Source organism: Pseudomonas sp. 5Ae-yellow, from assembly GCF_014077575.1.
Classification (GTDB): domain Bacteria; phylum Pseudomonadota; class Gammaproteobacteria; order Pseudomonadales; family Pseudomonadaceae; genus Halopseudomonas; species Halopseudomonas neustonica.
In genome coordinates this window covers 109,541-134,438 of the sequence record NZ_JACGWE010000001.1, presented here as the reverse complement: position 1 = coordinate 134,438, position 24,898 = coordinate 109,541, and the positions used below count along the sequence as shown (strand labels likewise).

The 24,898-nt window shown below is 56.2% G+C and carries 26 protein-coding genes; 12 read left to right on the top strand and 14 right to left on the bottom strand.

What is annotated here, in order from left to right:
- Window positions 1–2: 2 nt before the first annotated feature.
- Window positions 3–1,379 carry an exodeoxyribonuclease VII large subunit gene (gene xseA, locus H4J77_RS00650; RefSeq protein WP_182246583.1) on the bottom strand — a complete coding sequence of 459 codons (1,377 nt, stop codon included), beginning with the start codon at window positions 1,377–1,379 and terminating at the stop codon, window positions 3–5.
- 135 nt (window positions 1,380–1,514) lie between these two features.
- On the opposite strand from xseA, the gene guaB reads away from it, so the two are divergent.
- Window positions 1,515–2,984, top strand: coding sequence for an IMP dehydrogenase (guaB, locus tag H4J77_RS00645; protein WP_123888499.1), 1,470 nt, complete (start codon window positions 1,515–1,517; stop codon window positions 2,982–2,984).
- 84 nt (window positions 2,985–3,068) lie between these two features.
- Window positions 3,069–4,649: a glutamine-hydrolyzing GMP synthase gene (gene guaA / locus H4J77_RS00640; RefSeq protein WP_182246581.1), complete on the top strand. Its 1,581-nt coding sequence runs from the start codon at window positions 3,069–3,071 to the stop codon at window positions 4,647–4,649.
- A gap of 149 nt (window positions 4,650–4,798) precedes the next feature.
- On the opposite strand, the gene H4J77_RS00635 is transcribed toward guaA, so the two are convergent.
- A complete protein-coding gene (locus tag H4J77_RS00635; protein ID WP_182246579.1) occupies window positions 4,799–5,674 on the bottom strand; it encodes an AraC family transcriptional regulator in 876 nt (291 codons plus the stop codon).
- Window positions 5,675–5,840: 166 nt separating this feature from the next.
- Here H4J77_RS00635 and H4J77_RS00630 point away from each other — a divergent pair, with 166 nt between their 5' ends.
- Window positions 5,841–6,284 (top strand): putative quinol monooxygenase, encoded by a 444-nt coding sequence (locus H4J77_RS00630; RefSeq protein WP_220469193.1) that lies wholly within the window; start codon window positions 5,841–5,843, stop codon window positions 6,282–6,284.
- A 55-nt stretch (window positions 6,285–6,339) separates the two neighbouring features.
- Here H4J77_RS00630 and H4J77_RS00625 read toward each other — a convergent pair whose 3' ends face one another.
- From H4J77_RS00625 to H4J77_RS00600, 6 genes are all read right to left on the bottom strand, one after another.
- Complete coding sequence (locus H4J77_RS00625) at window positions 6,340–7,635, bottom strand: sodium:proton antiporter (RefSeq protein ID WP_182246577.1); 1,296 nt, start codon at window positions 7,633–7,635, stop codon at window positions 6,340–6,342.
- Between the two features lie 139 nt (window positions 7,636–7,774).
- Window positions 7,775–8,416, bottom strand: coding sequence for an ABC-type transport auxiliary lipoprotein family protein (locus H4J77_RS00620; protein ID WP_182246575.1), 642 nt, complete (start codon window positions 8,414–8,416; stop codon window positions 7,775–7,777).
- Complete coding sequence (locus H4J77_RS00615; RefSeq protein WP_123890392.1) at window positions 8,413–9,351, bottom strand: MlaD family protein; 939 nt, start codon at window positions 9,349–9,351, stop codon at window positions 8,413–8,415. Before H4J77_RS00615 ends, H4J77_RS00620 begins: the two co-directional genes overlap by 4 nt.
- Before the next feature lie 3 nt (window positions 9,352–9,354).
- Window positions 9,355–10,161, bottom strand: a complete 807-nt coding sequence (locus H4J77_RS00610) for an ABC transporter ATP-binding protein (protein WP_182246573.1) — start codon at window positions 10,159–10,161, stop codon at window positions 9,355–9,357.
- Window positions 10,158–11,297, bottom strand: a complete 1,140-nt coding sequence (locus H4J77_RS00605) for an ABC transporter permease (protein WP_182246856.1) — start codon at window positions 11,295–11,297, stop codon at window positions 10,158–10,160. The genes H4J77_RS00610 and H4J77_RS00605 overlap by 4 nt, the downstream gene beginning before the upstream one ends.
- Before the next feature lie 53 nt (window positions 11,298–11,350).
- Window positions 11,351–11,896: a YhcB family protein gene (locus H4J77_RS00600; protein WP_220469192.1), complete on the bottom strand. Its 546-nt coding sequence runs from the start codon at window positions 11,894–11,896 to the stop codon at window positions 11,351–11,353.
- Window positions 11,897–11,913: 17 nt separating this feature from the next.
- Here H4J77_RS00600 and H4J77_RS00595 point away from each other — a divergent pair, with 17 nt between their 5' ends.
- Together H4J77_RS00595 and zapE are read left to right on the top strand one after the other, a co-directional pair.
- Window positions 11,914–12,717 carry an alpha/beta hydrolase gene (locus H4J77_RS00595; RefSeq protein ID WP_404940745.1) on the top strand — a complete coding sequence of 268 codons (804 nt, stop codon included), beginning with the start codon at window positions 11,914–11,916 and terminating at the stop codon, window positions 12,715–12,717.
- A gap of 214 nt (window positions 12,718–12,931) precedes the next feature.
- On the top strand, window positions 12,932–14,023 hold the full coding sequence (zapE, locus tag H4J77_RS00590) for a cell division protein ZapE (RefSeq protein WP_123890396.1): 1,092 nt from the start codon (window positions 12,932–12,934) through the stop codon (window positions 14,021–14,023).
- Here zapE and H4J77_RS00585 read toward each other — a convergent pair whose 3' ends face one another.
- Window positions 14,024–15,037, bottom strand: a complete 1,014-nt coding sequence (locus H4J77_RS00585; protein ID WP_123890398.1) for a GlxA family transcriptional regulator — start codon at window positions 15,035–15,037, stop codon at window positions 14,024–14,026. It lies immediately after the preceding gene.
- 145 nt (window positions 15,038–15,182) lie between these two features.
- Entirely contained in the window at window positions 15,183–16,223 is a 1,041-nt protein-coding gene (locus tag H4J77_RS00580) for an NADP(H)-dependent aldo-keto reductase (RefSeq protein WP_182246571.1), read from the bottom strand.
- A 266-nt stretch (window positions 16,224–16,489) separates the two neighbouring features.
- Here H4J77_RS00580 and rplM point away from each other — a divergent pair, with 266 nt between their 5' ends.
- The 7 genes from rplM to H4J77_RS00545 all read left to right on the top strand — a co-directional run bounded on the left by rplM (window position 16,490) and on the right by H4J77_RS00545 (window position 21,426).
- Window positions 16,490–16,918, top strand: a complete 429-nt coding sequence (gene rplM / locus H4J77_RS00575; RefSeq protein ID WP_123890402.1) for a 50S ribosomal protein L13 — start codon at window positions 16,490–16,492, stop codon at window positions 16,916–16,918.
- A 12-nt stretch (window positions 16,919–16,930) separates the two neighbouring features.
- Window positions 16,931–17,323: a 30S ribosomal protein S9 gene (rpsI, locus tag H4J77_RS00570; protein WP_123890404.1), complete on the top strand. Its 393-nt coding sequence runs from the start codon at window positions 16,931–16,933 to the stop codon at window positions 17,321–17,323.
- 266 nt (window positions 17,324–17,589) lie between these two features.
- Window positions 17,590–18,183, top strand: coding sequence for a ubiquinol-cytochrome c reductase iron-sulfur subunit (petA, locus tag H4J77_RS00565; RefSeq protein ID WP_123890406.1), 594 nt, complete (start codon window positions 17,590–17,592; stop codon window positions 18,181–18,183).
- The gene (locus tag H4J77_RS00560; protein WP_182246569.1) at window positions 18,183–19,406 is read left to right on the top strand and encodes a cytochrome bc complex cytochrome b subunit; all 1,224 of its coding nucleotides are present in this window, start codon (window positions 18,183–18,185) and stop codon (window positions 19,404–19,406) included. The genes petA and H4J77_RS00560 overlap by 1 nt, the downstream gene beginning before the upstream one ends.
- Window positions 19,406–20,194, top strand: coding sequence for a cytochrome c1 (locus H4J77_RS00555; RefSeq protein ID WP_123890410.1), 789 nt, complete (start codon window positions 19,406–19,408; stop codon window positions 20,192–20,194). Before H4J77_RS00560 ends, H4J77_RS00555 begins: the two co-directional genes overlap by 1 nt.
- Before the next feature lie 162 nt (window positions 20,195–20,356).
- Entirely contained in the window at window positions 20,357–20,986 is a 630-nt protein-coding gene (locus H4J77_RS00550; RefSeq protein WP_123890412.1) for a glutathione S-transferase N-terminal domain-containing protein, read from the top strand.
- 38 nt (window positions 20,987–21,024) lie between these two features.
- Window positions 21,025–21,426: a ClpXP protease specificity-enhancing factor gene (locus H4J77_RS00545; protein ID WP_123890469.1), complete on the top strand. Its 402-nt coding sequence runs from the start codon at window positions 21,025–21,027 to the stop codon at window positions 21,424–21,426.
- Between the two features lie 99 nt (window positions 21,427–21,525).
- Here H4J77_RS00545 and H4J77_RS00540 read toward each other — a convergent pair whose 3' ends face one another.
- From H4J77_RS00540 to H4J77_RS00525, 4 genes are read right to left on the bottom strand one after another with little or no spacing between them, the layout of a single operon-like run.
- Window positions 21,526–22,092, bottom strand: coding sequence for a BON domain-containing protein (locus tag H4J77_RS00540; protein WP_123890414.1), 567 nt, complete (start codon window positions 22,090–22,092; stop codon window positions 21,526–21,528).
- Window positions 22,089–22,682 (bottom strand): phosphoheptose isomerase, encoded by a 594-nt coding sequence (locus H4J77_RS00535; protein ID WP_123890416.1) that lies wholly within the window; start codon window positions 22,680–22,682, stop codon window positions 22,089–22,091. Before H4J77_RS00535 ends, H4J77_RS00540 begins: the two co-directional genes overlap by 4 nt.
- Window positions 22,683–22,693: 11 nt before the next feature.
- Window positions 22,694–23,068 (bottom strand): YraN family protein, encoded by a 375-nt coding sequence (locus H4J77_RS00530; RefSeq protein WP_123890418.1) that lies wholly within the window; start codon window positions 23,066–23,068, stop codon window positions 22,694–22,696.
- Window positions 23,068–24,888, bottom strand: coding sequence for a penicillin-binding protein activator (locus H4J77_RS00525; protein WP_182246567.1), 1,821 nt, complete (start codon window positions 24,886–24,888; stop codon window positions 23,068–23,070). The genes H4J77_RS00530 and H4J77_RS00525 overlap by 1 nt, the downstream gene beginning before the upstream one ends.
- Between the last annotated feature and the right edge of the window lie 10 nt (window positions 24,889–24,898).

The following is a 24,898-nucleotide window of genomic DNA, read 5'->3' as shown; positions in this document are numbered from 1 at the left end:
AATTAGTCCAATAAAGAAAGAGTGTAGGGCGTTTCGGCCTCGACCCGTACGTTAAGTTCACCGTCGTGCAGACGCGCTTTCAGTCGCTGACCGGCGCTGGCGGCGCTGGCGCTGCGTACCGCGGTGCCGTTGTCGTCCAGCAGAATGCTATAGCCGCGCCCCAGGGTGGCCAGCGGGCTCACCAGATGTAGCGTTTGCGCTAGTTGCTCCAGCTGCTGGCGTTGCTGCTTGAGTTGATTGTGCATCGCGCGCGGCAGGCGAGCCTCAAGCTGTTCTAGCTGGTCGCGCAGTTGGCTCAGGTGACGGCCGGGATGCTGGGTCTGCAGGCGTGTGCGCAGGTGCGTCAGTTGCTGTTGCTGTTGGGTTAATTGTTGGGTCAGTGCCCGGCGCAGGCGCAGCTCCAGCTCATCCAGTCGTTGTGCCTGCTGAGCCAGGCGCTCGCCAGGATGGCGAAGGCGTTGGCGCAGATTATCCAGTTGCAGTCGCGCGCGACCAAGACGCTCGCGTAGGCGCTGCAGCAGGCGACGCTCAAGCTGCTCGACCTGGCGCAGCAACGCCTGCGTATCCGGGCTAAGCAGCTCGGCGGCGGCCGAGGGCGTGGGCGCGCGTACATCGGCGACAAAGTCACTAATGGAAATGTCGGTTTCGTGGCCCACGGCGCTGATGGTGGGTGTCTGGCAGTCGGCTATGGCGCGAGCAACCATTTCCTCATTGAACGGCCAGAGGTCTTCCAGCGAGCCGCCGCCACGGCTGACGATCAAGGCATCAAAGCCGGCGCGGTCAGCCTGCTGCAGTGCACGCACCAATTGCGGTGCGGCTTCACGGCCCTGAACGGCAGAGGGCACGATAACCAGCTCAATGAAGGGCGCGCGGCGTTGAAATACGCTAATGATGTCGCGCACCGCCGCGCCACTGGCTGAGGTGATGACGCCGATCCGCTGTGGGTGGGCTGGCAGCGGACGCTTGAGGCTTTGCTCGAACAGCCCTTCGGCCTGCAGCTTGGCCTTCAGTGCCTCAAACGCCTTACGCAGTGCGCCGTCACCGGCCGGTTCTATACTGTCGACAATCAGTTGATAGTCGCCGCGCCCCTCATACAGGCTGACCCGACCGCGTGCGCGCACCTGCAGGCCATCCTTCATGGCGACCTTCAGGCGGGAGGCATGCTGGCGAAACAGGGCGCAGCGAATCTGGGCGCGATCGTCCTTCAGGCTGAAATAAAGGTGCCCAGAGGAGGGGCGCGCCAGATTCGAGAGTTCGCCTTCTACCCAAATACGCGGGAAAACATCTTCCAGCAATTGTCGGGCGCGGGCGTTGAGTTGGCTGACGCTGAGCACGTCGCGCTCGGCACCAAGCTGTTTAAACAGGGCATCATCATTCATGCGAGCATTCTAGTGCATTCGCTGCTGCTCGGGTACGCGCCAAGTAAATTCGCATTGAAGCATCATTGTAATTGAGTGTAGGGCAGTGGATAGGTATAATGGCGCGCTTCCATTTTCCCGCTCGGGAGCCCTGCTATGCTGCGTATTAGCCAAGAAGCCCTTACCTTTGACGATGTTCTGCTGGTGCCCGGATATTCTGAGGTGCTGCCGAAAGACGTCAGCCTCAAAACCCGGCTTACCCGGCGTATTGAATTGAATATCCCTTTGTTGTCCGCTGCTATGGACACTGTCACCGAAGCCCGCCTGGCCATCACCATGGCGCAAGAGGGTGGCATGGGGATTATTCACAAAAACATGACCATTGAGCAGCAGGCTCTTGAGGTGCGCAAGGTCAAGAAGTTTGAATCCGGCGTGGTCAAGGACCCCATCACCATTGAAGCGGATGCCACCGTGGGTGATCTGGTTGAGCTGACGCGTCAGAACAACATTTCCGGTGTCCCCGTCGTCGCTGGCCGCGACCTCGTTGGTATCGTCACTGCCCGTGACATCAGGTTTGAAACACGCATGAATGCGTTAGTCAGTGATGTTATGACCCCCAAAGACAAGCTGGTTACTGTCAAGGAAGGGGTCGCCGCCGCTGAAGTCCGTGAGCTGTTGCATCGCCATCGCATCGAAAAGGTGCTGATCGTCGACGACGCTTTCCACCTCAAGGGCATGATGACCGTCAAGGATATCGAGAAGGCCAAAGCTTACCCCCATGCCGCCAAGGACGACCAGGGTCGCCTGTTGGTGGGTGCTGCGGTAGGCACTGGTCCGGAGACGCCGGCTCGCGTTGAAGCCTTGGCCGCTGCGGGTGTGGATGTGATCATCGTGGACACGGCGCATGGCCATTCCAAGGGCGTGTTGGATCGCGTGACCTGGGTCAAGCAGACCTTCCCTGACATTCAGGTAGTGGGTGGCAATATCGCCACGGCCGCTGCTGCCATCGCGCTGGTTGAGGCGGGTGCCGATGCAGTCAAGGTGGGTATTGGCCCTGGCTCTATCTGTACTACCCGCATCGTCGCCGGGGTTGGCGTGCCGCAGATTTCGGCCATTGCCGATGTGGCTGCTGCGCTTAAAGGTACTGACGTACCGCTGATTGCTGACGGTGGTATCCGCTTCTCTGGTGATCTGTCCAAGGCGATTGCCGCGGGTGCTTCGGTGGTGATGATGGGCTCCATGTTCGCCGGTACCGAAGAGGCGCCAGGTGAAGTTGAGCTGTTCCAGGGGCGGTCTTACAAGGCATACCGTGGCATGGGCTCGATGGGTGCCATGTCGCAGAGCCAGGGCTCTTCTGACCGTTACTTCCAGGATTCCAGTGCCGGTGCCGAGAAACTCGTACCCGAGGGTATTGAAGGTCGCGTGCCTTACAAAGGCTCGCTATCAGCGATCATCCACCAGCTGATGGGTGGCCTGCGGGCGTCCATGGGCTACACCGGGGCCGGTGATATTGAAGAGATGCGCACCAAGCCGGAGTTTGTGCGTATTACCGGTGCAGGCATGAGTGAGTCACACGTACATGACGTGCAGATCACCAAGGAAGCACCGAACTACCGGATTGGCTAATCCGTAGGTATGCGACGCGACAGACCCTGCATCATGCAGGGTCTGTAGTTTTGATTTCCCTTTCAGCTCAGGCTAGAGACAGATATGGCTTCCCACGATATTCACGCTCACCGCATTCTGATTCTTGATTTCGGCTCCCAGTACACTCAGCTGATCGCACGCCGCGTGCGTGAAATCGGTGTCTACTGTGAGATTCGCGCCTGGGATATGACCGAGGCCGAGATTCGCGAGTTTGCCCCCAAGGGTATTATTCTGGCGGGTGGGCCTGAGTCTGTGCCGCAGGCAGGCTCGCCACGCGCGCCGCAGGTGGTATTTGAACTCGGGCTGCCGGTGTTGGGTATTTGCTACGGTATGCAAACCATGGCCGAGCAGTTGGGCGGCAAGGTGCAGGGCTCCGAAAAGCACGAATTTGGCTACGCCCGTGTCGATCTGGTCGCGCAGGGTGCGTTTCTAGAAGGCATCGAAGATGCCGTCAGCGATACCGGCGCCTATGCGCTTGATGTGTGGATGAGCCACGGCGACAAAGTGATCAGCCTGCCGGAAGGCTTCCATATTCTGGCCAGCACACCCAGCTGCCCGATTGCCGCCATGGGCGATGAAAGCCGTCATTTCTACGGCGTTCAGTTTCATCCTGAGGTGACTCACACCAAACAGGGGCTGCGCATTCTGTCGCGCTTTATCCTTGAGCTGTGCGGCTGTGAGGCACTCTGGACTCCGTCCAACATCGTTGATGATGCCATCGCTACCGTGCGCGAGCAGGTGGGCGATGCCAAGGTCTTGTTGGGATTGTCCGGTGGCGTCGATTCGTCTGTAGTCGCGGCACTGCTGCACCGCGCGATTGGCGACCAACTGACCTGCGTTTTTGTCGATAACGGCTTGCTGCGTCTGCACGAAGGTGAGCAGGTGATGGCCATGTTTGCCGAAAACATGGGCGTTAAGGTGATTCGCGCCGATGCGGAAGATAAGTTCCTGTCGCGCCTGTTGGGTGTCACCGACCCGGAAGAAAAACGCAAGATCATTGGCCGCACCTTTATCGAAGTCTTCGATGAAGAAGCGACCAAGCTTCAGGGCATCAAGTTTCTGGCGCAAGGCACCATCTATCCTGACGTGATCGAGTCAGCCGGGGCCAAGACCGGTAAGGCGCACGTAATCAAGTCGCACCATAACGTCGGCGGCCTGCCTGACGATATGCAGTTCGAGCTGGTTGAACCACTGCGTGAGTTGTTCAAGGATGAGGTTCGCAAGATCGGTCTGGAGCTGGGTCTGCCTTACGATATGGTCTACCGTCATCCTTTCCCCGGTCCAGGCCTGGGCGTGCGGATTCTGGCGGAAGTGCGCAAGGAGTACGCAGAGATTCTACGTCGTGCCGATTATATCTTCATTGAAGAGCTACATCGCGCCGATCTGTACCAGAAGACCAGCCAGGCCTTTGCGGTCTTCCTGCCGGTCAAATCGGTTGGCGTGGTGGGTGATGGCCGTCGCTACGAATGGGTTATTGCCCTGCGCGCGGTGGAAACCATCGACTTCATGACCGCCCGCTGGGCGCATCTGCCCTACGATTTCCTGGAGCTGGTATCCAATCGCATCATCAATGAGATCAGCGGTGTATCGCGAGTTACTTACGATATCTCCAGTAAGCCGCCCGCCACCATCGAGTGGGAGTAAGCGCCAAGCGGCCCTAGGGTCGCTGCGCTCTCAGCGCCTGCTGCAAGCTTCCTGCTTGCAGCAGGCGTTTTTCGTTCTGTTCTGCGATCTTCTGTTAGATGTCCCAGCCCCAAGCTAAGTTGCCGCCTATCAGCGCAGACTGGCTGACGTCACTCAGCGCGTATGTGCGCCGCTTGTCGATCTTGTCGGGGTGGCAGGTTGAACATGCGGCGGTACTCTCGAGTGAATTGCGAGATGCTCTCGTAGCCCACCTTGAACGCGACCGTGCTAATGGACTGGCCGGTATTGAGCAGCAGTCTGCGCGCCTCAATCAATCGCAGCTGCTTCTGAAACTGCAACGGAGATAGCGAGGTAACGGCGCGAAAATGCTGGTGAAAGGCCGAGCGGCCCATACCCGCTGCGGCGGCAAGGCGTTCTACAGTCAGCCGTTGTTTGTAGTTTTCTCGTAGCAGCGCTACTGCCCGAGCAATACGCTGCACCTGGCTATCCGGCATGCCTAGGTTGCGCACGGCAGCGCCTTGGGGGCCCAGCAGCAACCAGTGATGTATCTCTCTCAGCAAAGCTGATTGCAATACCGCAAGTGAGTGCGGCTGCTCCAGCAACTGCAGCAAACGGCGCACGGCCTCCCTCAGCTCTAGCGAGGCGTCATGCTGGAGCGCGGAGCTGCCTGGCGTTTGGGTGCTAGCCAGGTTCAACTCGGCAATGATACAGGGGTCCAGATCGAGCGCAATCGACAGATAGGGCTTGCTCGGGCTGGCGCTGATAATGCGGCTGACAGTGGGCTGGTTGCTGGTAACCAGCATGGTCTCGTCAGCACCGAAGCTGCAATCGCTATTACCCATACTCACTTGCTTGCAACCCTGTAATACCAGACATAACAGCGGGCGCACTATCGCGTGTTCCAGCTCAGTCGGGCGCGTGCTGCGGATCAGTACCAGACCAGGCACGGTTGTGCGCGCAATACCATCGCGATCGCTATGCGTCTGAGTGTATTGATGGGCGGTTTGCAGGAGTGAGTTTGCCATGAGGTATTCTGCTGTGTGGCGGTGATCGGGTAAAGCTAGCATGGATAATCAGGCAAAAAGTTGCGAGGTTTCGACACCACGCTGTGCTGCCGCTTTATTAGAGTGGAGTCTTCTTGGCGGGTTGATCAACCGCTGTGATCTTTACCAATTGCCTTAGGAGCAAGTCATGACAGATAAGCCGACAGCAAAGCAATCCTATTCAGTTACCTGGCCGGCCACGCAGGATTCTGCTGGCTATCATCGCGGAGTGGAGGTTCTGGGAGAGCAGGGTGCAGAGGGCAGGAAGGCATTCTACATCCAAATAGAGGCTTTACCGGGCAAGGAAGAGGCGGTGCTGCAGATGCTACGTGATATCAATGCCTGCGTAGAGCAAGAGCCTGCTACCGGTCCCTGGTTTGCCGTGCGGTTTGGCCCCTCCAGCTTCGCCATTTTCGAGGCCTTTCCTGACCTGGCGGGGCGGCAGGCGCATGTGGAGGGCGGTGGTGGGGTCATTTTTCGCGATATTGAACGAATGAACGCCATCCTCGCCTATCCCGCGCAGGTCCATCGCGCGGACGTGCTGATCAGTAAGGATTACTTCTCCTACGCGGCAAATGAATTGAAGGCTTGAGCTCCTATCACGGTTTGCTGGCGCTCCGCTGACAGCGGACATGCCCATAACGGTATCAGTCCTCTTGTCGGGTCTCGGACGCCGAGGTCGATCCGCTACTTCTGCGGATCACCCGGCCAACGGTCAACCCTTGGACGATAATCGAGAACACCACCACGCAGTAGGTCAGGGTCAGGATCAGACTGCGGGAGCCACTTTCCGGAATGGATAGCGCCATTGCCACCGAGATCCCCCCGCGCAGCCCCGCCCAAGTGAGAATGGTTATGGCACCTTTTGATTGTTTCGTCATCCAGCTGAGTGGGCCGATGATGCCGGCTACGCACAGCCAGCGTGCTGCCAGCACGATAGGTATCGCCAAGGCGCCGGCTAATAACCAGCCGCGTTCAAACGGCATCACCAGCAGTTCCAGTCCGATCAGCATAAAAAGCACGACGTTCAGAATCTCATCGATCAGCTCCCAGAACGCGCCAATGTGCTCGCGCGTCTTGTGTGTCATCGCAGATGATCGTCCGCGATTACTCAGGAACAGCCCGGTTACTACAACGGCGATGGGGGCTGACAGGTGCAAGGCATCCGCCAAGGCATAGAGTCCCATCGCCAGGGCGAGGGTGATCAGCACGCCTACTTGGTAGTTGTCGACGCGTCTGAGCATCTCATGCGTGACCAAACCCGCCGCTAGCGCCAGTACCAGTGCACCGCCTATTTCCTTGAGTAGTACTAACCCAATGGCAGTGACATCCAGTGACGATTGAGTGGTGATGCCATCTGCACCGGCGCCATCCAGCCCGGAGAGGTGCAGCAAAATCATGAAGGCGACGACGCCGAGGCCGTCGTTGAACAGTGACTCGCCGGCTACCTGAGCATCGAGCTGCCGCGATGCGCCAACGGATTTCATGATGGCGCCGACAGCGATTGGATCAGTCGGCGATATCAGTGCACCAAACAATAGGGCATGCAGGATTGGAATGCCCAGCCCCAGCAAATCCAGCATCAGCCAAGTGAGGGCGCCAACAATGCAAGTTGATATCAGCGTGCCGCAAACCGCGAGCAGGGAAATGGGTAGCCATTCCTGATGCAGGCTTTTGGCATCCACATGAATCGCTGCAGCAAACAGCAGGAACGCCAGCATGCCGTGTAGTACGACCTGGTCAAAGTCGATTTGTGACACCAGAGTTGCCGCCTGCTCGCGCAACCCGTCGGCGTAAGGGCCGATAATGATCAATGTCAGCGATGCAACCAGTGCCACCAGCATGACGCCGATGGTTGTCGGCAATTTGATGTACCGATAATTGAAGTAGCTTGATACCGCCGCGAGCGTTATCAGAATGCTGACGAGGGAAAAAAGGCTCACGGTTACTCCGGGAAAGGTGCGTTAACCCAGAGGATGATAACCGTTACAAGCGCGCTTGGTTGCTGGGCACCGGGTTTATTACGCTTATCATGCGTCGCGTCCAACGCTCGGCAGGCTTGGCGGAGAAGTTCATAAGCGTCTATTCAGGTTGCTGAAGGCGAACCGCATCCATTTTTGCCAGGCTGCTGCGGCTCCAGCTAATCAGCTCGCGTGCCAGCTCGTCTGACGCTGCGCCCAGGCCTGCTACCACTGCGGGTACCTCAGGGTTATCAAGTTCGCGTGTCAGTTGAAAGTGCCTTGCGGCGATGACCTGACGGGTGGTGGGGTCTACCAGCTTGGCATCCAGCGTAACGGCTATCTCCGGTACACCATCAACGTAGCGTGTCTGAAATTGACGCAGGTCGCTGTACAGGTGGACGTCTGATTGCAGCGCATGGCTTTCGTTGCTGACTGTGCGAAAGCTGCCGTCCTGCTGAAATGCCTGGATCAGATGCTCGCGCATGAGCGCGGTGTTGGGGTCGCTCCAGCGTGCACCTTCATAGCTATTGATGGTGTTTTCATCAGGGCTAACCATGATGCGCGGTGTTTGCAAGGCATAGCTGGCATCTGGCGTGGTGATGCGCAATGACAGCTGCATTGGTTGCGCTTGATTAGGCTCCAGCTGCGGTGTGGGCAGTTGGTAGAACGTAGTCGGGGCCGATTCTGGCAGTACCGAGCAGGCGCTCGCCAGGCTGAGTGCCAGCAGGGCGGCGCCAATCTGCACAACGCGACGCTGGATCATGGTTGAAACTCCTGTTTGTTATCGCGCCCAAGCAAAAAGCGGGCAGGGTCATCCTGTAGTCGACGGGTTAGCAGGCGCAGCTCGGAGAGGGTTGAGCGTAGCTCATTGATGGCAGGATCAAGCTGCCCCAAGCCCTGCATGCCGCTGGAAAAAGAGGCCTGGTTGTCGACCAGTATCTGCTCGAGTGTGGCGCTGGACTTGGCGACTGATGCCATAGCCTCTTCAGCGCTACTGAGCGTTTGCGCGCCCTGGTTGGTTACCAGCCGATCGGCATTGGCAATCAGTGTATTGCTTTGTTCCAGCGCCGCCTTCGCCGCACGGCTGGTCTCTTTCAGCTCGACCAGGAGTTGCTGCAGGTTGCCATCCGGGTTGCTGATGCTGTCAGTAGCCTGATGCAGACCCTCCAGCGTCTGGCTGAGATGCTGTACGTTTTCTTCCGAGAAGATGTCGCGCGCATTGATGATCAACTTGTTGATATTGGTCATCAGATCTTCGCCGTTCGCAAGCAGGCTGGCAAAGGGCGAGGGTTTGGCGTAAATCACCGGATCTTCGCCGTTCTTGCTTTGCAAGGGCGGGCTGCTTGGGTCGTCATGGCTGAGCTCGATGACCGAGTTGCCGGTGATGCCGGTGAACGACAGACTGGCAACAGTACTTTCCTTGATCGGCACGCTGGGATCGATGCGGATGCGTGCGCGCACCTTGCGTGGGTCTTCCTTGTCGAGTGTGAGCTCGGTGATGTCGCCAATACGGATGCCGCTGAATTGCACCGCGCTGCCGCGCGAGAGGCCGGTCACCGCCTGCTTGAAGAGTACGGTGTAGTAGCGGTACTCGCTGCTGGTGCTGGAGCTGCTCATCCAGATAGCAAAACTGATGGCTGCCAGTGCTGAAAGCACTGTGAAAAAACCGATCAGCACGTGATGGGCACGGGTTTCCATGATCTAGTTAGGCTCCGGGTTGAGGGCGTGTTGACCTGATGCGGCGCGGCCTCTGGGGCCATGAAAGTAAGCTTGAATCCATTCATTGTCGGTGTTGCTGACGGTCTGCAGGTCGTCAGCCACCAGCACGCGCTTTTGCGATAGTACCGCAACGCGGTCACAGATGGCGTAGAGGGTGTCGAGGTCATGGGTAACCAGAAAAACACTCAAACCCAGTGCGTCGCGCAGGGTCGCGATCAATTGATCAAAGGCTGCTGCACCAATGGGGTCAAGGCCTGCTGTGGGCTCGTCGAGAAACAGAATGTCGGGGTCGAGCGCCAGCGCACGTGCCAATGCGGCGCGTTTGACCATGCCGCCAGACAGCATTGAGGGATATTTATCGCCTGCTTCGGGAGGCAAGCCGGTCAGCGCTACTTTCATCTTTGCCAGATGCTCGGCATCGTCGCGGCTAAGCCCGGCATGCTCGATCAGCGGTAGCGCGATGTTTTCCAGTACGGTCAGCGATGAGAACAGCGCGCCGCCCTGAAAAAGCACGCCAAAGCGCCTTTCCATTTCTGAGCGCTGCTCGGTTGACAGGTTTTCCAGCTCCTTGCCAAACACCTTGACAGAGCCACCGGTAGGGCGGCGCAGGCCGACTATGGAGCGCAGCAGTACCGATTTGCCGGTGCCGGAGCCACCCACCACGCCGATAATTTCGCGCGGAAAGATATCGAGATCCAGCTGGTCATGAATCGTTTGGCTGCCAAAGCGGTTAACAAGCCCGCGCACGGAGACCAGTGGCTGCTGCTGTTTATCAGTTTTTTCGCTCACCAGCCCATCTCCATGTAAAACAGCGCCGCCAGAGCATCAACCAGGATGACCACAAAAATGCATTGCACTACGCTGGAGGTCGTATGTTCGCCGACTGACTCAGCGCTGCCGCTGACCTTGAAGCCTTCCATGCAGCCGATCACCGCAATCAAAAAGGCAAAGATGGGTGCCTTGGCGATACCCAGCAAGAAATGCCTAACCTCAACATTCTGATGCAGCATGCTGATATACATGGTGGGCGATATATCCAGCGACAAGGCGCAGACCATAGCGCCACCGAATAGACCTGAGAGCATGGCAATAAAGGTCAGTACGGGCATGGCTACCATTAGCGCCAGAACACGAGGCAGTACCAGGATTTCCAGCGGATTGAGTCCTAGCGCTCGAATCGCATCTATCTCTTCATTGGCTTTCATCGAGCCGATCTGCGCAGTAAAGGCGCTGGCGGTGCGACCAGCCATCAAAATGGCTGTCAGCAATACGCCGAACTCGCGCAAAAAAGAAAAGGCAATCAGGTCAACGGTATAAATGCTGGCCCCAAAGGACTCAAGAACGGTGGCGCCCAGAAAGGCAATGACAGCGCCCACCATAAAGGTGAGCAGCGCCACTATGGGAATGGCATTGAAGGCCGTCTGCTCAATCTGCGCAACGATAGCGGTAATCCGCCAATTGCCCGGGCGCACCAAATTTCGAGCGAGCGCGCTTAACGTCAGCCCGATAAAACCAAGCAAGTCGATCAGGTGGGCATAAAAGCCAAGCATGGATACGCCGATTTGCTCTAGAAGAGCAATTATCAGCCCAGGTTCGGTTTTTTGGTTATCGGTGCTTTCAGGACAGCTACTGGCGATACGCTGCAAAAGGGTGCGGCGCTCGCGTGCCATGTCGGGACTGTTGTCGCTGACCTGCTTGAGCTGTTCTGCCCCGAGCAGCTCAGCCAGCAGCTGGCCGCCCGCTGTGTCCAGTCCTGCCAATTGACTCATATCCACTTGGGTAAAGTTCTGCCGCTGCTTTTCCGGTATTTGCCCGATCAGCGTGCGCAGTTCCGCGTAGTGTTTAAGAGTCCAGTCGCCGGAAATACGTAAGATGTCCGACGGGTCTTTGGGTAGTGTCAGGAATGGGGGCTGGGTTGAGGGCATAGGTGGCATGGGGTGAGGTGCCCGCGCTCAGACGTTCACGCGGGCGGATTGGCTCAAGGCTTGCGCTTGATGCCGTAGTCTTCAGACAAGGTGCCGGGGCCGCCGGCATCCTTGGGAGCATAATCGCGTGGCGGCTCCAAGCTGTCGAAGGCGCTTTCGCTTGGCTTGCGGCTGCTGGGTGCGATCGGGGCGTCCTGATCGAGTGCCGCTAATAGACGTTGACGTGTCATGTCGTCGGGTGCCAGTTCCAGAGCGCCGTGGGTCAGGTGCTCCTGTATGTCCTGGTAGCTGCGATTCATGCGTCCAGCCAGATTGGCTGTGGTTTTGAAGTGTGCAGCGACTTCCTGCTGATATTCTTCAAAACGCAGCTGCAGGCTTTCCAGTTGAGCCTGGGAGCTAGATGAGCTGCCGCCACTGATGCGACGAGATACGCGCGCCAGTACGACACCGACTATGATTCCCACTGCCAGGGCAATGGCTGCTGCTATCCACAAGTTCTCGCTTGCTTCCACCTTGGGTCCCTCACTTTCGGTTGGTGCTTCCGGACAATAATGATGCTCTTGCCCCAGTAGCTTAGGCTTACGGTAACGACATTTCATCGCCAAGGCTAGTGTCTATGTCGGCACTGTTGTTTCCGGTGCGAACATCAGACCTGTCTGGCACTAGCAAGTTGGCTTGGCGCTTCTTCTTGCCAGGCTCAACGAGCAAAGGTCAGAATATCAGATTGGAGTGCTGGCTGTGCTGGCAGTTCCACGTCTACGACGCCATTCATGCAGCAGCAGTCACGGAGAAACCCATGAGTCGTCCGGGTGAAGAGCAGGTTGTTATCGAAGGGCCCGCTGGCCCAATTGAAGCCGTTGTTACGACAGGAGACCGCGCAGGTCTGGTTGCGATTATCTGTCACCCCAATCCGGTGCAGGGCGGCACCATGCAAAACAAGGTGGTGCATACCCTGATGCGCACGGCCCGCGATATGGGAGCTAGCACGCTGCGCTTCAACTTCCGCGGGGTGGGGCGGAGCGCGGGAGAGCATGACTATGGTGTGGGCGAGGTTCAGGATTGCCTTGCTGTGATTGCCTGGGCACGTGCCGAATTGCAGATGGACCAGTTGTGGTTGATGGGTTTCTCCTTTGGTGGTTATGTCGCTGCTGCGGCGGCCAGTGAGTTGCCCGCGTGGCCAGAGCGCCTGGTGTTGGTCGCACCCTCTGTTGAAAAGCAGCGTTTTGGCGACCTAAAGCCGCTCGGCGGCGCAGCAATCGTGATGATGGGTGAGGCAGATGACGTCGTTGCACCGCAGTCGGTATATGAAGCCTTCGCCGATGAAGCCGATTCTACGGTGGTGCGCTTTGCCGACACCGGCCACTTCTTTCATGGCCAGTTAGTGCCGCTTAAAACGGCAGTTGAAGAGGCTCTGAGCTGAGTTTTTGTTGTTTATTTGTATGCGACCTACCGGTTGAACTAGTCGGCAGTGATGGCCGTATGCCTTTCAGGGCGGTTTATCTAGCGTGTCGGGCGCCAGGATTCTTGGCGCTCTGCGCGCTCCAGAGCCGCATGCAGGCAGGGAGCTCGATTGCCAAGGTGGTGGCGTCCGAGTAGAGTATCGCACCCGTCGAACCCCCTTTTGGTAACAGCGTATGTCTCCCCTTGAGCGTTACAAGGCGGACCTCCAGCGTCCGGACTTTTTTCATGATCCAGCCCAGGAAAAGGCAGTGCGTCATTTGCAGCGCCTGTTCGAGGAGCTGGTCGCCAACGAGCACGCCAAGCCTGGACTGCTCGGTAGGCTGCGCGGCAAAAAGCCGGAGCCGGTTAAAGGTATTTACTTCTGGGGTGGCGTCGGTCGCGGCAAGACTTATCTAGTCGATACTTTTTTTGACGCTCTTCCTTTTAAGCGCAAGATGCGCACGCACTTTCATCGTTTTATGCAGAGGGTGCACCAGGAGTTGCGGGCGATGAAGGGTAAAAAGGATCCGCTGAAGCTGGTTGCTGCTCAGTTTGCGGAAGAGGCAAAGGTGATTTGCTTCGACGAGTTTTTCGTTTCCGATATTACCGATGCGATGATTCTGGGCAGTTTGATGGAAGAGCTGTTTGCTCAGGGCGTGACCCTGGTTGCTACATCCAATATCGTGCCGGATGGGTTGTACAAGGATGGTCTGCAGCGCGCGCGCTTCCTGCCTGCTATCGCTCTGCTGAACTCTCGGACAGAGGTAGTCAATGTGGATAACGGCGTTGACTACCGTCTGCGTGCGCTGGAGCAGGCGGAGCTGTACCACTGGCCGCTGGATTGTGAAGCGAATAACAGCTTGCAGCGCAGCTTCGACAGCCTGGTTCCGGATATGGATGAGGTGGTCGAAGGCGAAGAATTGATTATCGAGAATCGGGGGATAAAATCGGTGCGCGTCTGTGAAGATGTTGCCTGGTTCGAGTTTCGCGATCTCTGCGATGGGCCGCGCAGCCAGAATGACTACATCGAGCTCGGCCGTATCTTTCATGCGGTACTCATTGCCAACGTTGAGCAGATGGATGTCAGCAAGAACGACATGGCGCGACGCTTCATTAACTTGGTAGATGAGTTCTACGACCGCAACGTCAAACTGATCATTTCAGCTGAGGTAGCACTCAAAGACCTGTATACCGGTGGAAGGCTGGAGTTTGAATTTCAGCGTACCTTGAGCCGTCTGCTGGAAATGCAATCCCACGAGTTCCTGGCGCGCGCGCACAAGCCCTGATTACTCGGTAATCTGCCGCTGGTACTGCCGGCGGTATTGGTTGGGTGACTGGTTGGTGTGCTGGCGAAATAGCCTGGCGAAAAAGCTCGCGTCGTCATAGCCCACTTCATAGCTGATGGTCTTGATGCTGAGCTGGCTGGTGCTGAGCTTGCTTTTGGCAATCTCGATGCGCATTCGCTGCAGGTACTGCAAGGGTTTGTCTCCCGTTGCCTGCTGGAATCGGCGCATAAAGTTGCGGATGCTCATGCCGTGACGGCTGGCCAGGTCCTCAAAGCGAAACTTGTCGGCAAAATGACTTTCCAGCCATTGCTGAATCTGCAGGATGGCCGGGTCATGATGCATTTTTTGCCCGCCAAACCCGATCACGCCAAGACTATAGCTGCGCTGCACCTCGTAGAACACGTCCCGGGCCACCGTTTGTGCAACGCCAGCCCCGCATAGTCTCTCTGCCAGATGAACAAATAAATCCCGCCCCGAGTCTATGCCAGCGGCACACAGGATGCTGCCCGCATCCGTAAGGTGTTTGTCCCGCTGTAGGTCAACGCGGGGGAAGCGCGCGCTGAAGTCGTCTTGATAGCGCCAGTAGGTAGTTGCTTCTTTTTGGTCAAGCAGGCCCGCTGCGGCGGCCCAATAGGCTCCGTTGGCAACGGCGCCGATTACGGCACCCTTGCTGTGTGCTTCACGCAGCCAGGGGAGCACTTGAGGATATTGCGCAGTCAGTTGGTCAAAATCGCCCCAGAATGCCGGCAGGATGATTAGCTGAGGCTCCACCTGGTCTATTCGTGCTTGAGCGGGCAAAGGGTCCTGACTGAAACTGTTTGCTGGCTGATCATCTGCGGTCACGATCAGGGTTTGGAAGCTCGGCTGCAGGCCGATGCCGCGTTGCCGGCCGTCGTTCAGGCTGGCCATATAAAAGAAGTCTTTAGCCTGCATGACGGTAGAGGCGATGGTCAGGTTGGTAGCGAGTATTGCAACCTCCTGCAAAGGGGGCAGGGAAGAGGTTTGCGTGAGCATGATTATTATCTTTGTGTGCTGGATCGGCCAATAGTGGCTGAAATGTCGTCTTGTCTGGCAGTCTCGCTGGTCTGCAATTAGGGGTCAAGCGTGGCTGCCTATAGGCAGCCACGCTGTGAGGTGGGGTTTTTGCCTGGCGCTTTGTTCAGGGGGCAGGGTTGGGCTGGCTCTGGTGGATCTCGGCAATCGCCTGCAAGACGCTGTCAGTCAGGCCCATGTTGACGCTGCTCAAGTTACGGTTGAGCTGATCCATGTTGGTGGCACCAATAATGTTGCTGGTGACGAAGGGTTGCCGAGTGACGAAGGCAAGCGCCATTTGAGCTGGGTCCAAGCCATGGTCACGCGCTAGCTGCACGTAGCGGGCGCAGGCTTTTTGCGCTTGCGGGTTGCTGTAGCGGTTGAAGCGGGTGAACAGCGTCAGGCGGCCCTTTTCCGGTTTGAGGCCGTTGAGGTATTTACCAGTCAGTGCGCCAAAGGCCAGTGGCGAGTAGGCGAGAAGGCCACACTGCTCGCGCAACGACATCTCGGCCAATCCGATCTCGTAGGTGCGGTTCAGCAGGTTGTAGGGGTTTTGCACGGAAGCGACCCGCGGCCAGCCGCGCGCGTCGGCTAACTGCAAAAAGCGGCTCACGCCCCAAGGGGTTTCGTTAGAAAGACCAATATGGCGGATCTTGCCTGCTTTAACCTGCTTGTCCAGCGCTTCAAGCGTGTCTTCAAAAGGCGTCAGCTCATCGTCCGGGTTGTGCTGATAGCCCAGTTGACCAAAGAAGTTGGTGCTGCGGTCGGGCCAATGCAGCTGATACAGGTCGATGTAGTCGGTTTGTAAGCGCTGCAGGCTAGCGTCCACCGCGCTCTCGATGTGTTCCTGAGTAAAGCGAGTGCGGCCATTACGCAAATAGTTCATGCCGTTACCTGGGCCGGCTATTTTGCTGGCCAGGATCCACTTCTCGCGTTCGCCGCGTTGCTTGAAAAAGTTGCCTATGATGCTCTCGGTAGCACTATAGGTTTCAGCCTTTGGTGGTACCGGGTACATTTCGGCGGTATCAATGAAATTGACTCCAGAGTCGCGTGCGCGATCGATTTGCGCGAATGCGTCCGCCTGGGTGTTCTGTTCACCCCAGGTCATGGTGCCTAGGCACAAAGCGCTGACTTTCAGGTTGGTGCGGCCGAGGGGGCGGTATTGCATGACGAGCTCCTTGGTTGCCGGAATGATGTGGCCCATTATTGACCATCAATTCAAATAAAGGTTGTATTTTTTCAACGCCTTGGCATAATGCCCGCCACTTTCGACAGGATGCCTAGCCTGTCGTTGTTGTTTACAGCGCAGATGCCACCCAGACCCACGCAGCCCCCACTGAGTGTCTGTACTAGGCTTTGTTGTCTTGTAAAAACACATTTCATTCTGTAAGATTCGCCCTCTTATTATTAGAGCGGCCTCTGAGGCTAGGATTAATGAAAACCTTCAGCGCAAAAACTGAAACCGTAAAACGTGATTGGTATGTTGTAGACGCCAATGGTCTGACCCTGGGTCGTCTTGCTACCGAGATTGCTTCACGTCTGCGCGGTAAGCACAAGCCCGAATACACCCCGCACGTTGATACCGGTGACTACATCGTAGTTATCAATGCAGAAAAAGTGCATGTGACCGGTAACAAAACTCAGGACAAGATCTACTACAGCCACTCCGGTTTCCCGGGCGGCATCAAGTCGATCAACTTCGAGAAGCTGATTCAGCGTGCTCCTGAGCGTGTTATTGAAAGCGCCGTGAAAGGTATGTTGCCGAAGAACCCACTGGGTCGTGCCATGTATCGCAAGATGAAGGTCTACGCAGGATCTGTTCATCCGCATACCGCACAACAACCCCAAGAACTGAAGATCTAACAGGAGTTCACTATGTCGGCGACACAGAACTACGGCACCGGCCGTCGTAAAACCGCCACCGCTCGCGTATTCCTGCGTCCGGGTTCTGGCAATATTTCTATCAACAACCGTAGCATCGATGTGTTCTTCGGTCGCGAAACTGCTCGCATGATCGTGCGTCAGCCGCTTGAACTGACAGAAAACACTGAAAAGTTCGATGTTTTCGTCACCGTTAGTGGTGGTGGTATTTCCGGTCAAGCCGGTGCTATCCGTCACGGTATCACCCGTGCACTGATGGATTATGATGAGACTCTGCGTGGCGAACTGCGTAAAGCGGGCTACGTAACGCGTGATGCGCGTGAAGTTGAGCGTAAGAAAGTGGGTCTGCGGAAAGCACGTAAGCGTCCTCAGTACTCCAAGCGTTAATCAGTCTTTGGCGCTTAAAACGCCCGGCCTCCCTAGGGGAGTGCCGGGCGTTTTTGTGTCTGCGGCAAGGTGTCGCAATGAACTATGCTATCTGTGGCAGTTGTATGGAGTGGCTTTAGGTATAGTGTCTACTAGCCTTGGAAGTGGATATCACCTTGTCAAAAAAGGGGTTTTTCATTACCATCAGGTTCATTTTGTGCAGGCTGTATAAAACTTGAAAAAAGTCCTTGGAAAAGGTCTGAAATTAGCTGATGGGAGACGACTGGATGAGTAATGACGGCGTGAATAATGGCCGGCGTCGCTTCCTGGTGGCCGCTACTAGTGTGGTAGGTGCCGCCGGAGCAGCAGGGGTAGCAGTCCCCTTTGTGGGATCTTGGTTCCCGAGCGCCAGAGCCAAAGCGGCGGGTGCGCCGGTGAAAGTGAATATCAGCAAGATCGAGCTGGGCCAGCAGATCGTGGTTGAGTGGCGCGGTCAGCCGGTATTCGTCTCTCACCGCACGCCTGAAGCGTTAGCGCTGCTGGACGATACCGACTCAGAGGTGGCCGATCCGCAATCCGAAGCCTCCAGTCAGCCAAGCTACGTTGATGGTAAGACACGGGCTATCAAGCCTGAGTTGTTGGTGGTCATGGGTGTGTGCACACACTTGGGCTGCTCGCCATTGTTCAAGCCTGAAGTGGCTTCTGCCGAGATGGGTGCTGACTGGAAAGGCGGTTATTTCTGTCCTTGTCACGGTTCTCATTACGACATGTCCGGTCGAGTTTTCAAGGGCCAGCCTGCGCCGTTGAATCTGCCGGTTCCGCCTTACTCCTACGAATCTGATGACATTATTGTTGTCGGCGTGGGGCAGGAGAGCGCCTGATGAATAAATTGATGCAGTGGGTCAATGCGCGGATGTCCGTCACCCGGGTGATGGAAGATCACCTGACCAAGTACTATGCGCCCAAGAACTTCAACTTCTTCTACTTCTTCGGCTCTCTAGCGATGCTGGTGCTGGTTAACCAGTTGGTTACCGGTATCTGGTTGACCATGAGTTATGAGCCCTCGGCGAGCGGTGCCTTTGCGTCAGTCGAGTACATCATGCGTGATGTGAAATACGGCTGGTTGCTTCGCTACCTGCACTCCACCGGCGCTTCTGCGTTTTTTGTGGTGGTTTACCTGCACATGCTGCGCGGTATCATGTACGGCTCTTATCAGAAGCCGCGTGAGCTGATTTGGCTGTTCGGTATGATGATCTACCTGGTGTTGATGGGTGAAGCCTTTATGGGTTACCTGTTGCCCTGGGGGCAGATGTCGTACTGGGGTGCTCAGGTTATTATTTCGCTGTTTGGCGCCATTCCCTTTATTGGTCCTGATCTGGCCCAGTGGGTGCGTGGTGACTTCCTGATCTCTGGTATTACCCTCAACCGCTTTTTTGCCTTGCACGTTGTGGCTTTGCCGGTTGTTTTGCTTGGCTTGGTTGTGTTGCACATCATTGCCTTGCACGAAGTGGGTTCCAACAACCCGGACGGCGTTGATATCAAGAAGTTCAAGGATGAAAACGGCAAGCCACTCGATGGTATTGCTTTCCATCCGTACTACACCGTGAAGGATATCGTAGGTGTGGTGGTCTTCCTGTTTGTCTTCTGCTCGATTGTTTTCTTTGCGCCAGAAATGGGTGGTTACTTCCTGGAGAAGCCTAACTTCGAGATTGCCAACCAGCTGAAGACACCAAACCATATTGCGCCTGTCTGGTATTTCACGCCCTTCTACGCGATTTTGCGTGCGGTGCCCTCGATTGCGGGTTCGGCTTTCCCGGGTGTGGTTGCCATGGGTGCGGCTATTGCAGTGCTCTTTGTTTTGCCCTGGTTGGACCGTAGTCCGGTTCGTTCAATCCGCTACAAGGGTTGGATGAGCAAGCTTGCGCTGTTCTTGTTCTGCATTGTGTTCGTGGTTCTCGGGATTCTGGGCGCTGTGCCTTCAACTCCCGCACTGACCAAGCTGTCGCAAGTCTGCACCGTACTGTACTTCGCGTTCTTCATCCTGATGCCGTTCTATACGAGCATGGAGAAGACCAAACCGGTTCCGGAGAGGGTTACTGGCTAATGAAAAAACAATTAATTGCTCTGTTTTTTGCGCTTGTGCCGGCGGTCTCTATGGCTGCTGGTGGTCCCGCGGTAGCGCTTGATGAAGCGAATATCGACCTGACAGACAAGGCCGCTATGCAGGATGGTCTGCGTACCTTTGCTAACTACTGCATGGGTTGCCATTCGGCTCAGTATCAGCGCTATGAGAGGGTTGCCAATGATCTTGGTATCCCTGAGCAGCTGATGCTGGACAATGTCGTGTTTACCGAGGGTACTTTGATCGGTGAGCATATGAAAAATGGCATGCGTCACGATGACGGCAAGACCTGGTTTGGTGCTGCGCCACCCGACCTGACTCTGGTTGCCCGTGTGCGCGGTGTCGACTGGCTTTACACCTACCTACGGACTTTCTATGAGGATTCCGCGCGTCCACTGGGGGTCAACAACACGACATTCCCCAACGTGGGCATGCCTAATGTGATGGCTGAGCTTCAAGGCCGTCAGGTTGTCGGATGTAAGGCGATGCCGGTTAAGAATCATGATGGTAAGGTAATGCGTGATACCCTTACCGGTGACATCATGAAGGAAGAGCAGTGTGATGTGCTGACAGTGGTTCCGGATACCGGCACCCAGAGCGAAGAAGAGTTTGATACCACGGTGCGTAACCTGGTTACTTTCCTTGCTTACTCGGCAGATCCGGTCAAGTTGGAGCGTCAGCGCATTGGTGTTTACGTTCTGCTTTATCTGGCCTTCCTGTTCGTGTTTGCCTACCTGTTGAAGCGTGAGTACTGGCGCGACGTTCATTGATTGTCGGTATTTGCTAACTATCGGTGCGCGCCCTTTGGGGCGCGCACTTGTTTCTAGGGTATAATAGTCTTTCGTTTGCGTGGGCAGAGGCCTGCGTTTTCTTGAGTTTCATGCTGCATTCAGTGTGCTTGCCGCAGTCCGCTAAAGGATGAGGGTTGATTTATGGGCGTTACCGCCAACAAGCGTTCCTCTATGGCTTTTTTCTCCGATCCACGTGACCACTACTGCCACCGTGTACGAATCGTGCTGGCAGAGAAGGGCGTCACTGTCGATGTGGTGGATGTTGAGCCTGATAATCACCCCCAAGAGCTGGCTGAAACCAACCCTTACAACAGTGTTCCTACGTTGCTTGATCGTGATTTGGTGCTTTATGAGCCCAATATCATGATGGAGTACCTGGACGAGCGTTTCCCGCATCCGCCGCTACTGCCGGTTTACCCGGTTGCGCGTGCCAATAGCCGCTTGCTGATGTATCGCGTGCAGCGGGACTGGTGTCGCCTGGTCGACATTATCGTCGATGCCAAGAGTGCACCTGCCGCTGTAACCAAGGCTCGTAAAGAGTTGCGTGAAAGCCTGACAGGCGTTGCTCCTGTGTTCGCCGAGATGCCGTTCTTTATGAGCGAAGAGTTTGGTTTGGTTGATTGCTGTATTGCTCCAATTCTCTGGCGTTTGCCGGAGTTGGGTGTTGAATTGCCGAAGCAGGCAAAGCCGCTTCAGGATTACATGGACCGCGTTTTCAAGCGCGAAGGGTTTATTGCGAGCCTGTCCGCTGCAGAGAAGGAAATGCAGTAACTCATTCTATGCAACCAAAGGAGTAAGGCATGACGGATATGAATTCCAGTCGCCCCTACCTGATTCGAGCGCTGTATGAATGGATTCTGGATAATAATTGCACGCCGTATCTGTTAGTAAATGCTGGTTTTCCCGGCACTGCGGTACCCGAAGGTTTTGTTGAAGATGGGCAGATAGTGCTGAATTTGTCGCCCAGTGCAGTGCGCGAGTTACATATGGATAACGAGCGTATCTGTTTTGATGGTCGCTTTGGTGGTGTTGCGCAGCAGGTGTGGATTCCTGCTGATGCAGTCATGGCGATCTATGCTCGTGAGAATGGTCAGGGCATGGTGTTTGAAGTTGAGCCGGTAACGCCGCCTCCAGGCGACGATGCAGGCCTTGATAGCAAGCCGCCAAGTAAGCCTGAAGGCGGTCGTCCGTCGCTTAAGGTCGTTAAGTAGAGTTCATTGTTTGAGTTATATTTAACGTCTTGTGAGCAAGAAAAAAGCGCCACTCCGGTATGGAAGTGGCGCTTTTTTTTGCTCTGAAACTATCGGCAATCAGTCGATATATTCAAAGAGCTTCACAATGCGCTGTACGCCGCCTATTTGCTGAGCTTGGGCTACGGCAAGCGAGGCTTCGTTTTGTGTTACCAGGCCCATCAGGTACACCACTCCGGCTACTGTTACGACCTTTATGCGGCTTCCGGGGATATTGCCAGCGGTCAGCATGCGTGTTTTCAGGTTGGTGGTAATCAGAGCGTCCTGGTTAAGCGCAAGTAAAGAGAGCGGGGGGGAGGCAGTCAGCTCGTTGTGTACGACTTTGACTTTCTGCGTGTTCTTGGCTGCCTCTCCGGCGACTGCAATGAGCTCCTGCCGAGGTAGTTGGCCCGCTAGCAAGACAACCGCGTTGTAGCTGGTTACGGAGATCCGACCCTGGCTCTCGATATCCGGGTGGGCCTTGTTGACGTTAACCGACACCTTGGTTTCGATAAGCTGATCATCAATGCTGCTACCCAGTGTGCGGGTGCCGCGATTGTCTTTGATCGGTGTGTCACGCGCCGCGGTCAGCACGCTGGTGCAGCCAGTCAAAGTGATTAGCAGGGCTACGGTAGCTAGTCTTATCATTCCTCGCTCCCAAACAGTTGTCGATCGATAAGGTCGCATAGGCAATGAATGGCGAGTAGATGCACTTCCTGAATGCGGGCAGTAGAGCGGGCTGGTACACGGATTTCAACGTCTTCTGGGAGAAGTAGAGACGCCATTGCGCCGCCGTCTCGTCCGGTCAGGGCGACAACCAGCATTTCGCGATCATGTGCGGCCTGGATGGCTTGCATCACATTGGCCGAATTGCCGCTGGTAGAGATGGCCAGTAGTATGTCGCCAGGCTGCCCCAAGGCTCTGATTTGCTTGGAAAATACTTCTTCGTAGCTGTAATCGTTGGCTATCGAAGTGATAGTGGATGCATCCGTTGTCAGCGCGATTGCTGGCAGGCTCGGACGCTCACGTTCAAAGCGATTTAGCAGTTCTGAAGAAAAGTGTTGAGCATCTCCTGCTGAGCCGCCGTTGCCGCAGGTCAGTATCTTGCCTTCATTGAGCAGCGCGTTAACCATTGCCTGGCTACCCTGCTCAATACTCGGCCCGAGTACATCCATGGCGCGTGTCTTGGTTTCAATGCTGTCAGTAAAGAGCTGTTTAATTCTGTGTTGCATATCCATAGGGGAACTCGCTAGCAAGTGAAAGCCTCTCGGATCCAGTTGTAGGCAGCTGGATCCGCGGGATTGCCTTCGGCGGCAATAACATCGAAGCGGCAGGGACGGTTGACCAATTTCGGGTGGTTCAGCAGGAAGTGCTGGGCAGCTAGTATGACGCGTTGCTGCTTTGTCTGGTTAACACTCTCTGCTGCGCCGCCCCAGCGGTTTTGCCGCCGGTAACGTACTTCGACAAATACTACTGTATCCCCGTCGCGCATGACCAGATCAAGCTCGCCTTGCTTGCATCGGTAATTGCGCGCGAGACATTTTAGACCCGCACGCCGCATGATTTGTTCAGCCAGGGCTTCGGCTTGATTGCCTGTGCGTTGCTTGGCTGTGAAGCGCAACATTAGAAGTCACGTTCAACGACCGCCGGTTGGAGCAGTCCGTCCTGGATTTGACCCCAGGCAAGATCGCGTTGAATACGACCGTCTTGAGTTAGTGATAGCAGCCCGGTAGCACCATCGATGCGGGTTTCTGGATATTGACGCATCTGCGGTAGGCGGTTGAATACCCGCTGAGCGTCTATGCCCATGGCGTAAATTCGCCCTAGTGGGCCCGCTGCTTGTGGCCAGTTGGAGGTGACGCTCTGATACAACGGGTCGTCGTGCTCAAGTAGCCACGGGGTTTCGGCGACTAGCAGTCCGTCCAGGTCAGTGTTCTGGCTGCCGCTTGGGTCAACCGTATATGAATGCGATGTTGCGTATACCGGCAGGCTGGCAGCGTACTGAAACGCAAGTGTTGGTTTGATTTGCCTGGCTTGCAGTGGTGTGGCGGCCAGGAATAGCGCGTCTAGATCCTGGCGCGGAGTGGGCAGGGCTTTGACGTAGCGCAGCAGTCGTTGAATGCTACTGGCTCGACGTTCGCTTTGGCGGATTTTCAGCAGCTCGCCCATCTGGTTGGCGACTGTGGCTGGTTGGTCAACAATTTCCTGACCAATTATCTCGCCACCCATTGCTTCCCACTGTTGTTTGAAAGCGTTATTAGCGCGCTGACTCCAGTCGTCATTGGTGGACAGAGTGGCCATCCGGCGAAAGCCGTCATCCCATGCGCGCGTAGCCGCGGAGCGAGCCTCGTCTTCCGGCGCCAGGCCGAATTGAAACAAATCGAGCCCCTCGGTGCTTGGTTGTTCACTGTAATTCAGTGACAGAACGGGGAGTGGCAGATTGGGCTGACTGGCCAGGTAGGCAACCTTGTCTTTTTCCAGTGGCCCAATGACCCATTGAACGCCCTCTGACTTGGCCTGGTTCAGGGCCTGTAGTGGGTCGGCATACTGGGTACTGTCATACAGGGTCACTTCGGGTTGTTCGATGCCTTGGGTTTGAGCCTGGAATTGGGCGGCAAGAAAGCCATCTTTTAATGCCTGTGCGACGCCGGCGAGCGGCCCGCTGAAGGGCAGTAACAGGCCAATATGCGTTGGCCTGTTGGCTTTTAGCTCCTGAATTTGAGCGATCGCTTTTGGCAGGTTCTGATTGGCTGGATGGTTGGCATAGGCTTCGCGCCAAGCCTGCAGGGCCTGAATCTGCATGCCAAGGTTGTTGTTCTGCCGATTGATCAAGGCCAGTTGAACCCAGCCGGCAAACTCCCCGGTCGCATCTTTGGCTGCCGCCTGCAGCTGCGTAGTGCGAGCACCGTTCAGGCTATCCCATATGGCTTGCTGGTTCTCTGTCTGTGCTTCAGCGGCTAGCAGGCTGTTAATAAAGACCCGCTCGCGGGCCCCCTCTACTGGCCTGTCGTTGGCATCGTAGATGTCGGCGCGCAGTTGCTGGATCCGCAACTGCTCTTCCAGTGGGCGGCTATCAATCTGCTGCAGTGAAGGGTGCTGGATAGCACGCAGCGCGCCGTTTTTGTCGCCGAGCGCCAATGCGCTTTGCGCCTGTAATTCGCTGAAGCGGATCTGCTGGTCGGTAGGTAGCTTGCTCTGCGGGATCTGCTCTAGTATGCGTTTGGTGCGCTCGGGATCATTGGTTTGCATGGCCGTCTGCGCAGCGTAAAGACGCATGAGTTCTGCCTGCGGACCAACCTCATTCTTGGCATCTTTCAGCAGTTGGTCGACAGAGGCTCGCGGTGTTCTGGGCAGGTCGTCCAGATTGGTGGGCTGGGTGGTACAGCCGACCACTAGCCAGGAAAAGGCAGCGGCGAGCGCGGTCAGGCGAAGAGTGCGGGGCATGCAGAGGTGT

Coding starts and splice junctions, on each gene's coding strand:
- xseA (WP_182246583.1), bottom strand. CDS start 1,379: ATGAATGATGATGCCCTGTTTAAACAGCTTGGTGCCGAGCGCGACGTG.
- guaB (WP_123888499.1), top strand. CDS start 1,515: ATGCTGCGTATTAGCCAAGAAGCCCTTACCTTTGACGATGTTCTGCTG.
- guaA (WP_182246581.1), top strand. CDS start 3,069: ATGGCTTCCCACGATATTCACGCTCACCGCATTCTGATTCTTGATTTC.
- H4J77_RS00635 (WP_182246579.1), bottom strand. CDS start 5,674: ATGGCAAACTCACTCCTGCAAACCGCCCATCAATACACTCAGACGCAT.
- H4J77_RS00630 (WP_220469193.1), top strand. CDS start 5,841: ATGACAGATAAGCCGACAGCAAAGCAATCCTATTCAGTTACCTGGCCG.
- H4J77_RS00620 (WP_182246575.1), bottom strand. CDS start 8,416: ATGATCCAGCGTCGCGTTGTGCAGATTGGCGCCGCCCTGCTGGCACTC.
- H4J77_RS00615 (WP_123890392.1), bottom strand. CDS start 9,351: ATGGAAACCCGTGCCCATCACGTGCTGATCGGTTTTTTCACAGTGCTT.
- H4J77_RS00605 (WP_182246856.1), bottom strand. CDS start 11,297: ATGCCCTCAACCCAGCCCCCATTCCTGACACTACCCAAAGACCCGTCG.
- H4J77_RS00600 (WP_220469192.1), bottom strand. CDS start 11,896: ATGAAATGTCGTTACCGTAAGCCTAAGCTACTGGGGCAAGAGCATCAT.
- H4J77_RS00595 (WP_404940745.1), top strand. CDS start 11,914: ATGTCGGCACTGTTGTTTCCGGTGCGAACATCAGACCTGTCTGGCACT.
- zapE (WP_123890396.1), top strand. CDS start 12,932: ATGTCTCCCCTTGAGCGTTACAAGGCGGACCTCCAGCGTCCGGACTTT.
- H4J77_RS00585 (WP_123890398.1), bottom strand. CDS start 15,037: ATGCTCACGCAAACCTCTTCCCTGCCCCCTTTGCAGGAGGTTGCAATA.
- H4J77_RS00580 (WP_182246571.1), bottom strand. CDS start 16,223: ATGCAATACCGCCCCCTCGGCCGCACCAACCTGAAAGTCAGCGCTTTG.
- rplM (WP_123890402.1), top strand. CDS start 16,490: ATGAAAACCTTCAGCGCAAAAACTGAAACCGTAAAACGTGATTGGTAT.
- rpsI (WP_123890404.1), top strand. CDS start 16,931: ATGTCGGCGACACAGAACTACGGCACCGGCCGTCGTAAAACCGCCACC.
- petA (WP_123890406.1), top strand. CDS start 17,590: ATGAGTAATGACGGCGTGAATAATGGCCGGCGTCGCTTCCTGGTGGCC.
- H4J77_RS00560 (WP_182246569.1), top strand. CDS start 18,183: ATGAATAAATTGATGCAGTGGGTCAATGCGCGGATGTCCGTCACCCGG.
- H4J77_RS00555 (WP_123890410.1), top strand. CDS start 19,406: ATGAAAAAACAATTAATTGCTCTGTTTTTTGCGCTTGTGCCGGCGGTC.
- H4J77_RS00550 (WP_123890412.1), top strand. CDS start 20,357: ATGGGCGTTACCGCCAACAAGCGTTCCTCTATGGCTTTTTTCTCCGAT.
- H4J77_RS00545 (WP_123890469.1), top strand. CDS start 21,025: ATGAATTCCAGTCGCCCCTACCTGATTCGAGCGCTGTATGAATGGATT.
- H4J77_RS00540 (WP_123890414.1), bottom strand. CDS start 22,092: ATGATAAGACTAGCTACCGTAGCCCTGCTAATCACTTTGACTGGCTGC.
- H4J77_RS00535 (WP_123890416.1), bottom strand. CDS start 22,682: ATGGATATGCAACACAGAATTAAACAGCTCTTTACTGACAGCATTGAA.
- H4J77_RS00530 (WP_123890418.1), bottom strand. CDS start 23,068: ATGTTGCGCTTCACAGCCAAGCAACGCACAGGCAATCAAGCCGAAGCC.
- H4J77_RS00525 (WP_182246567.1), bottom strand. CDS start 24,888: ATGCCCCGCACTCTTCGCCTGACCGCGCTCGCCGCTGCCTTTTCCTGG.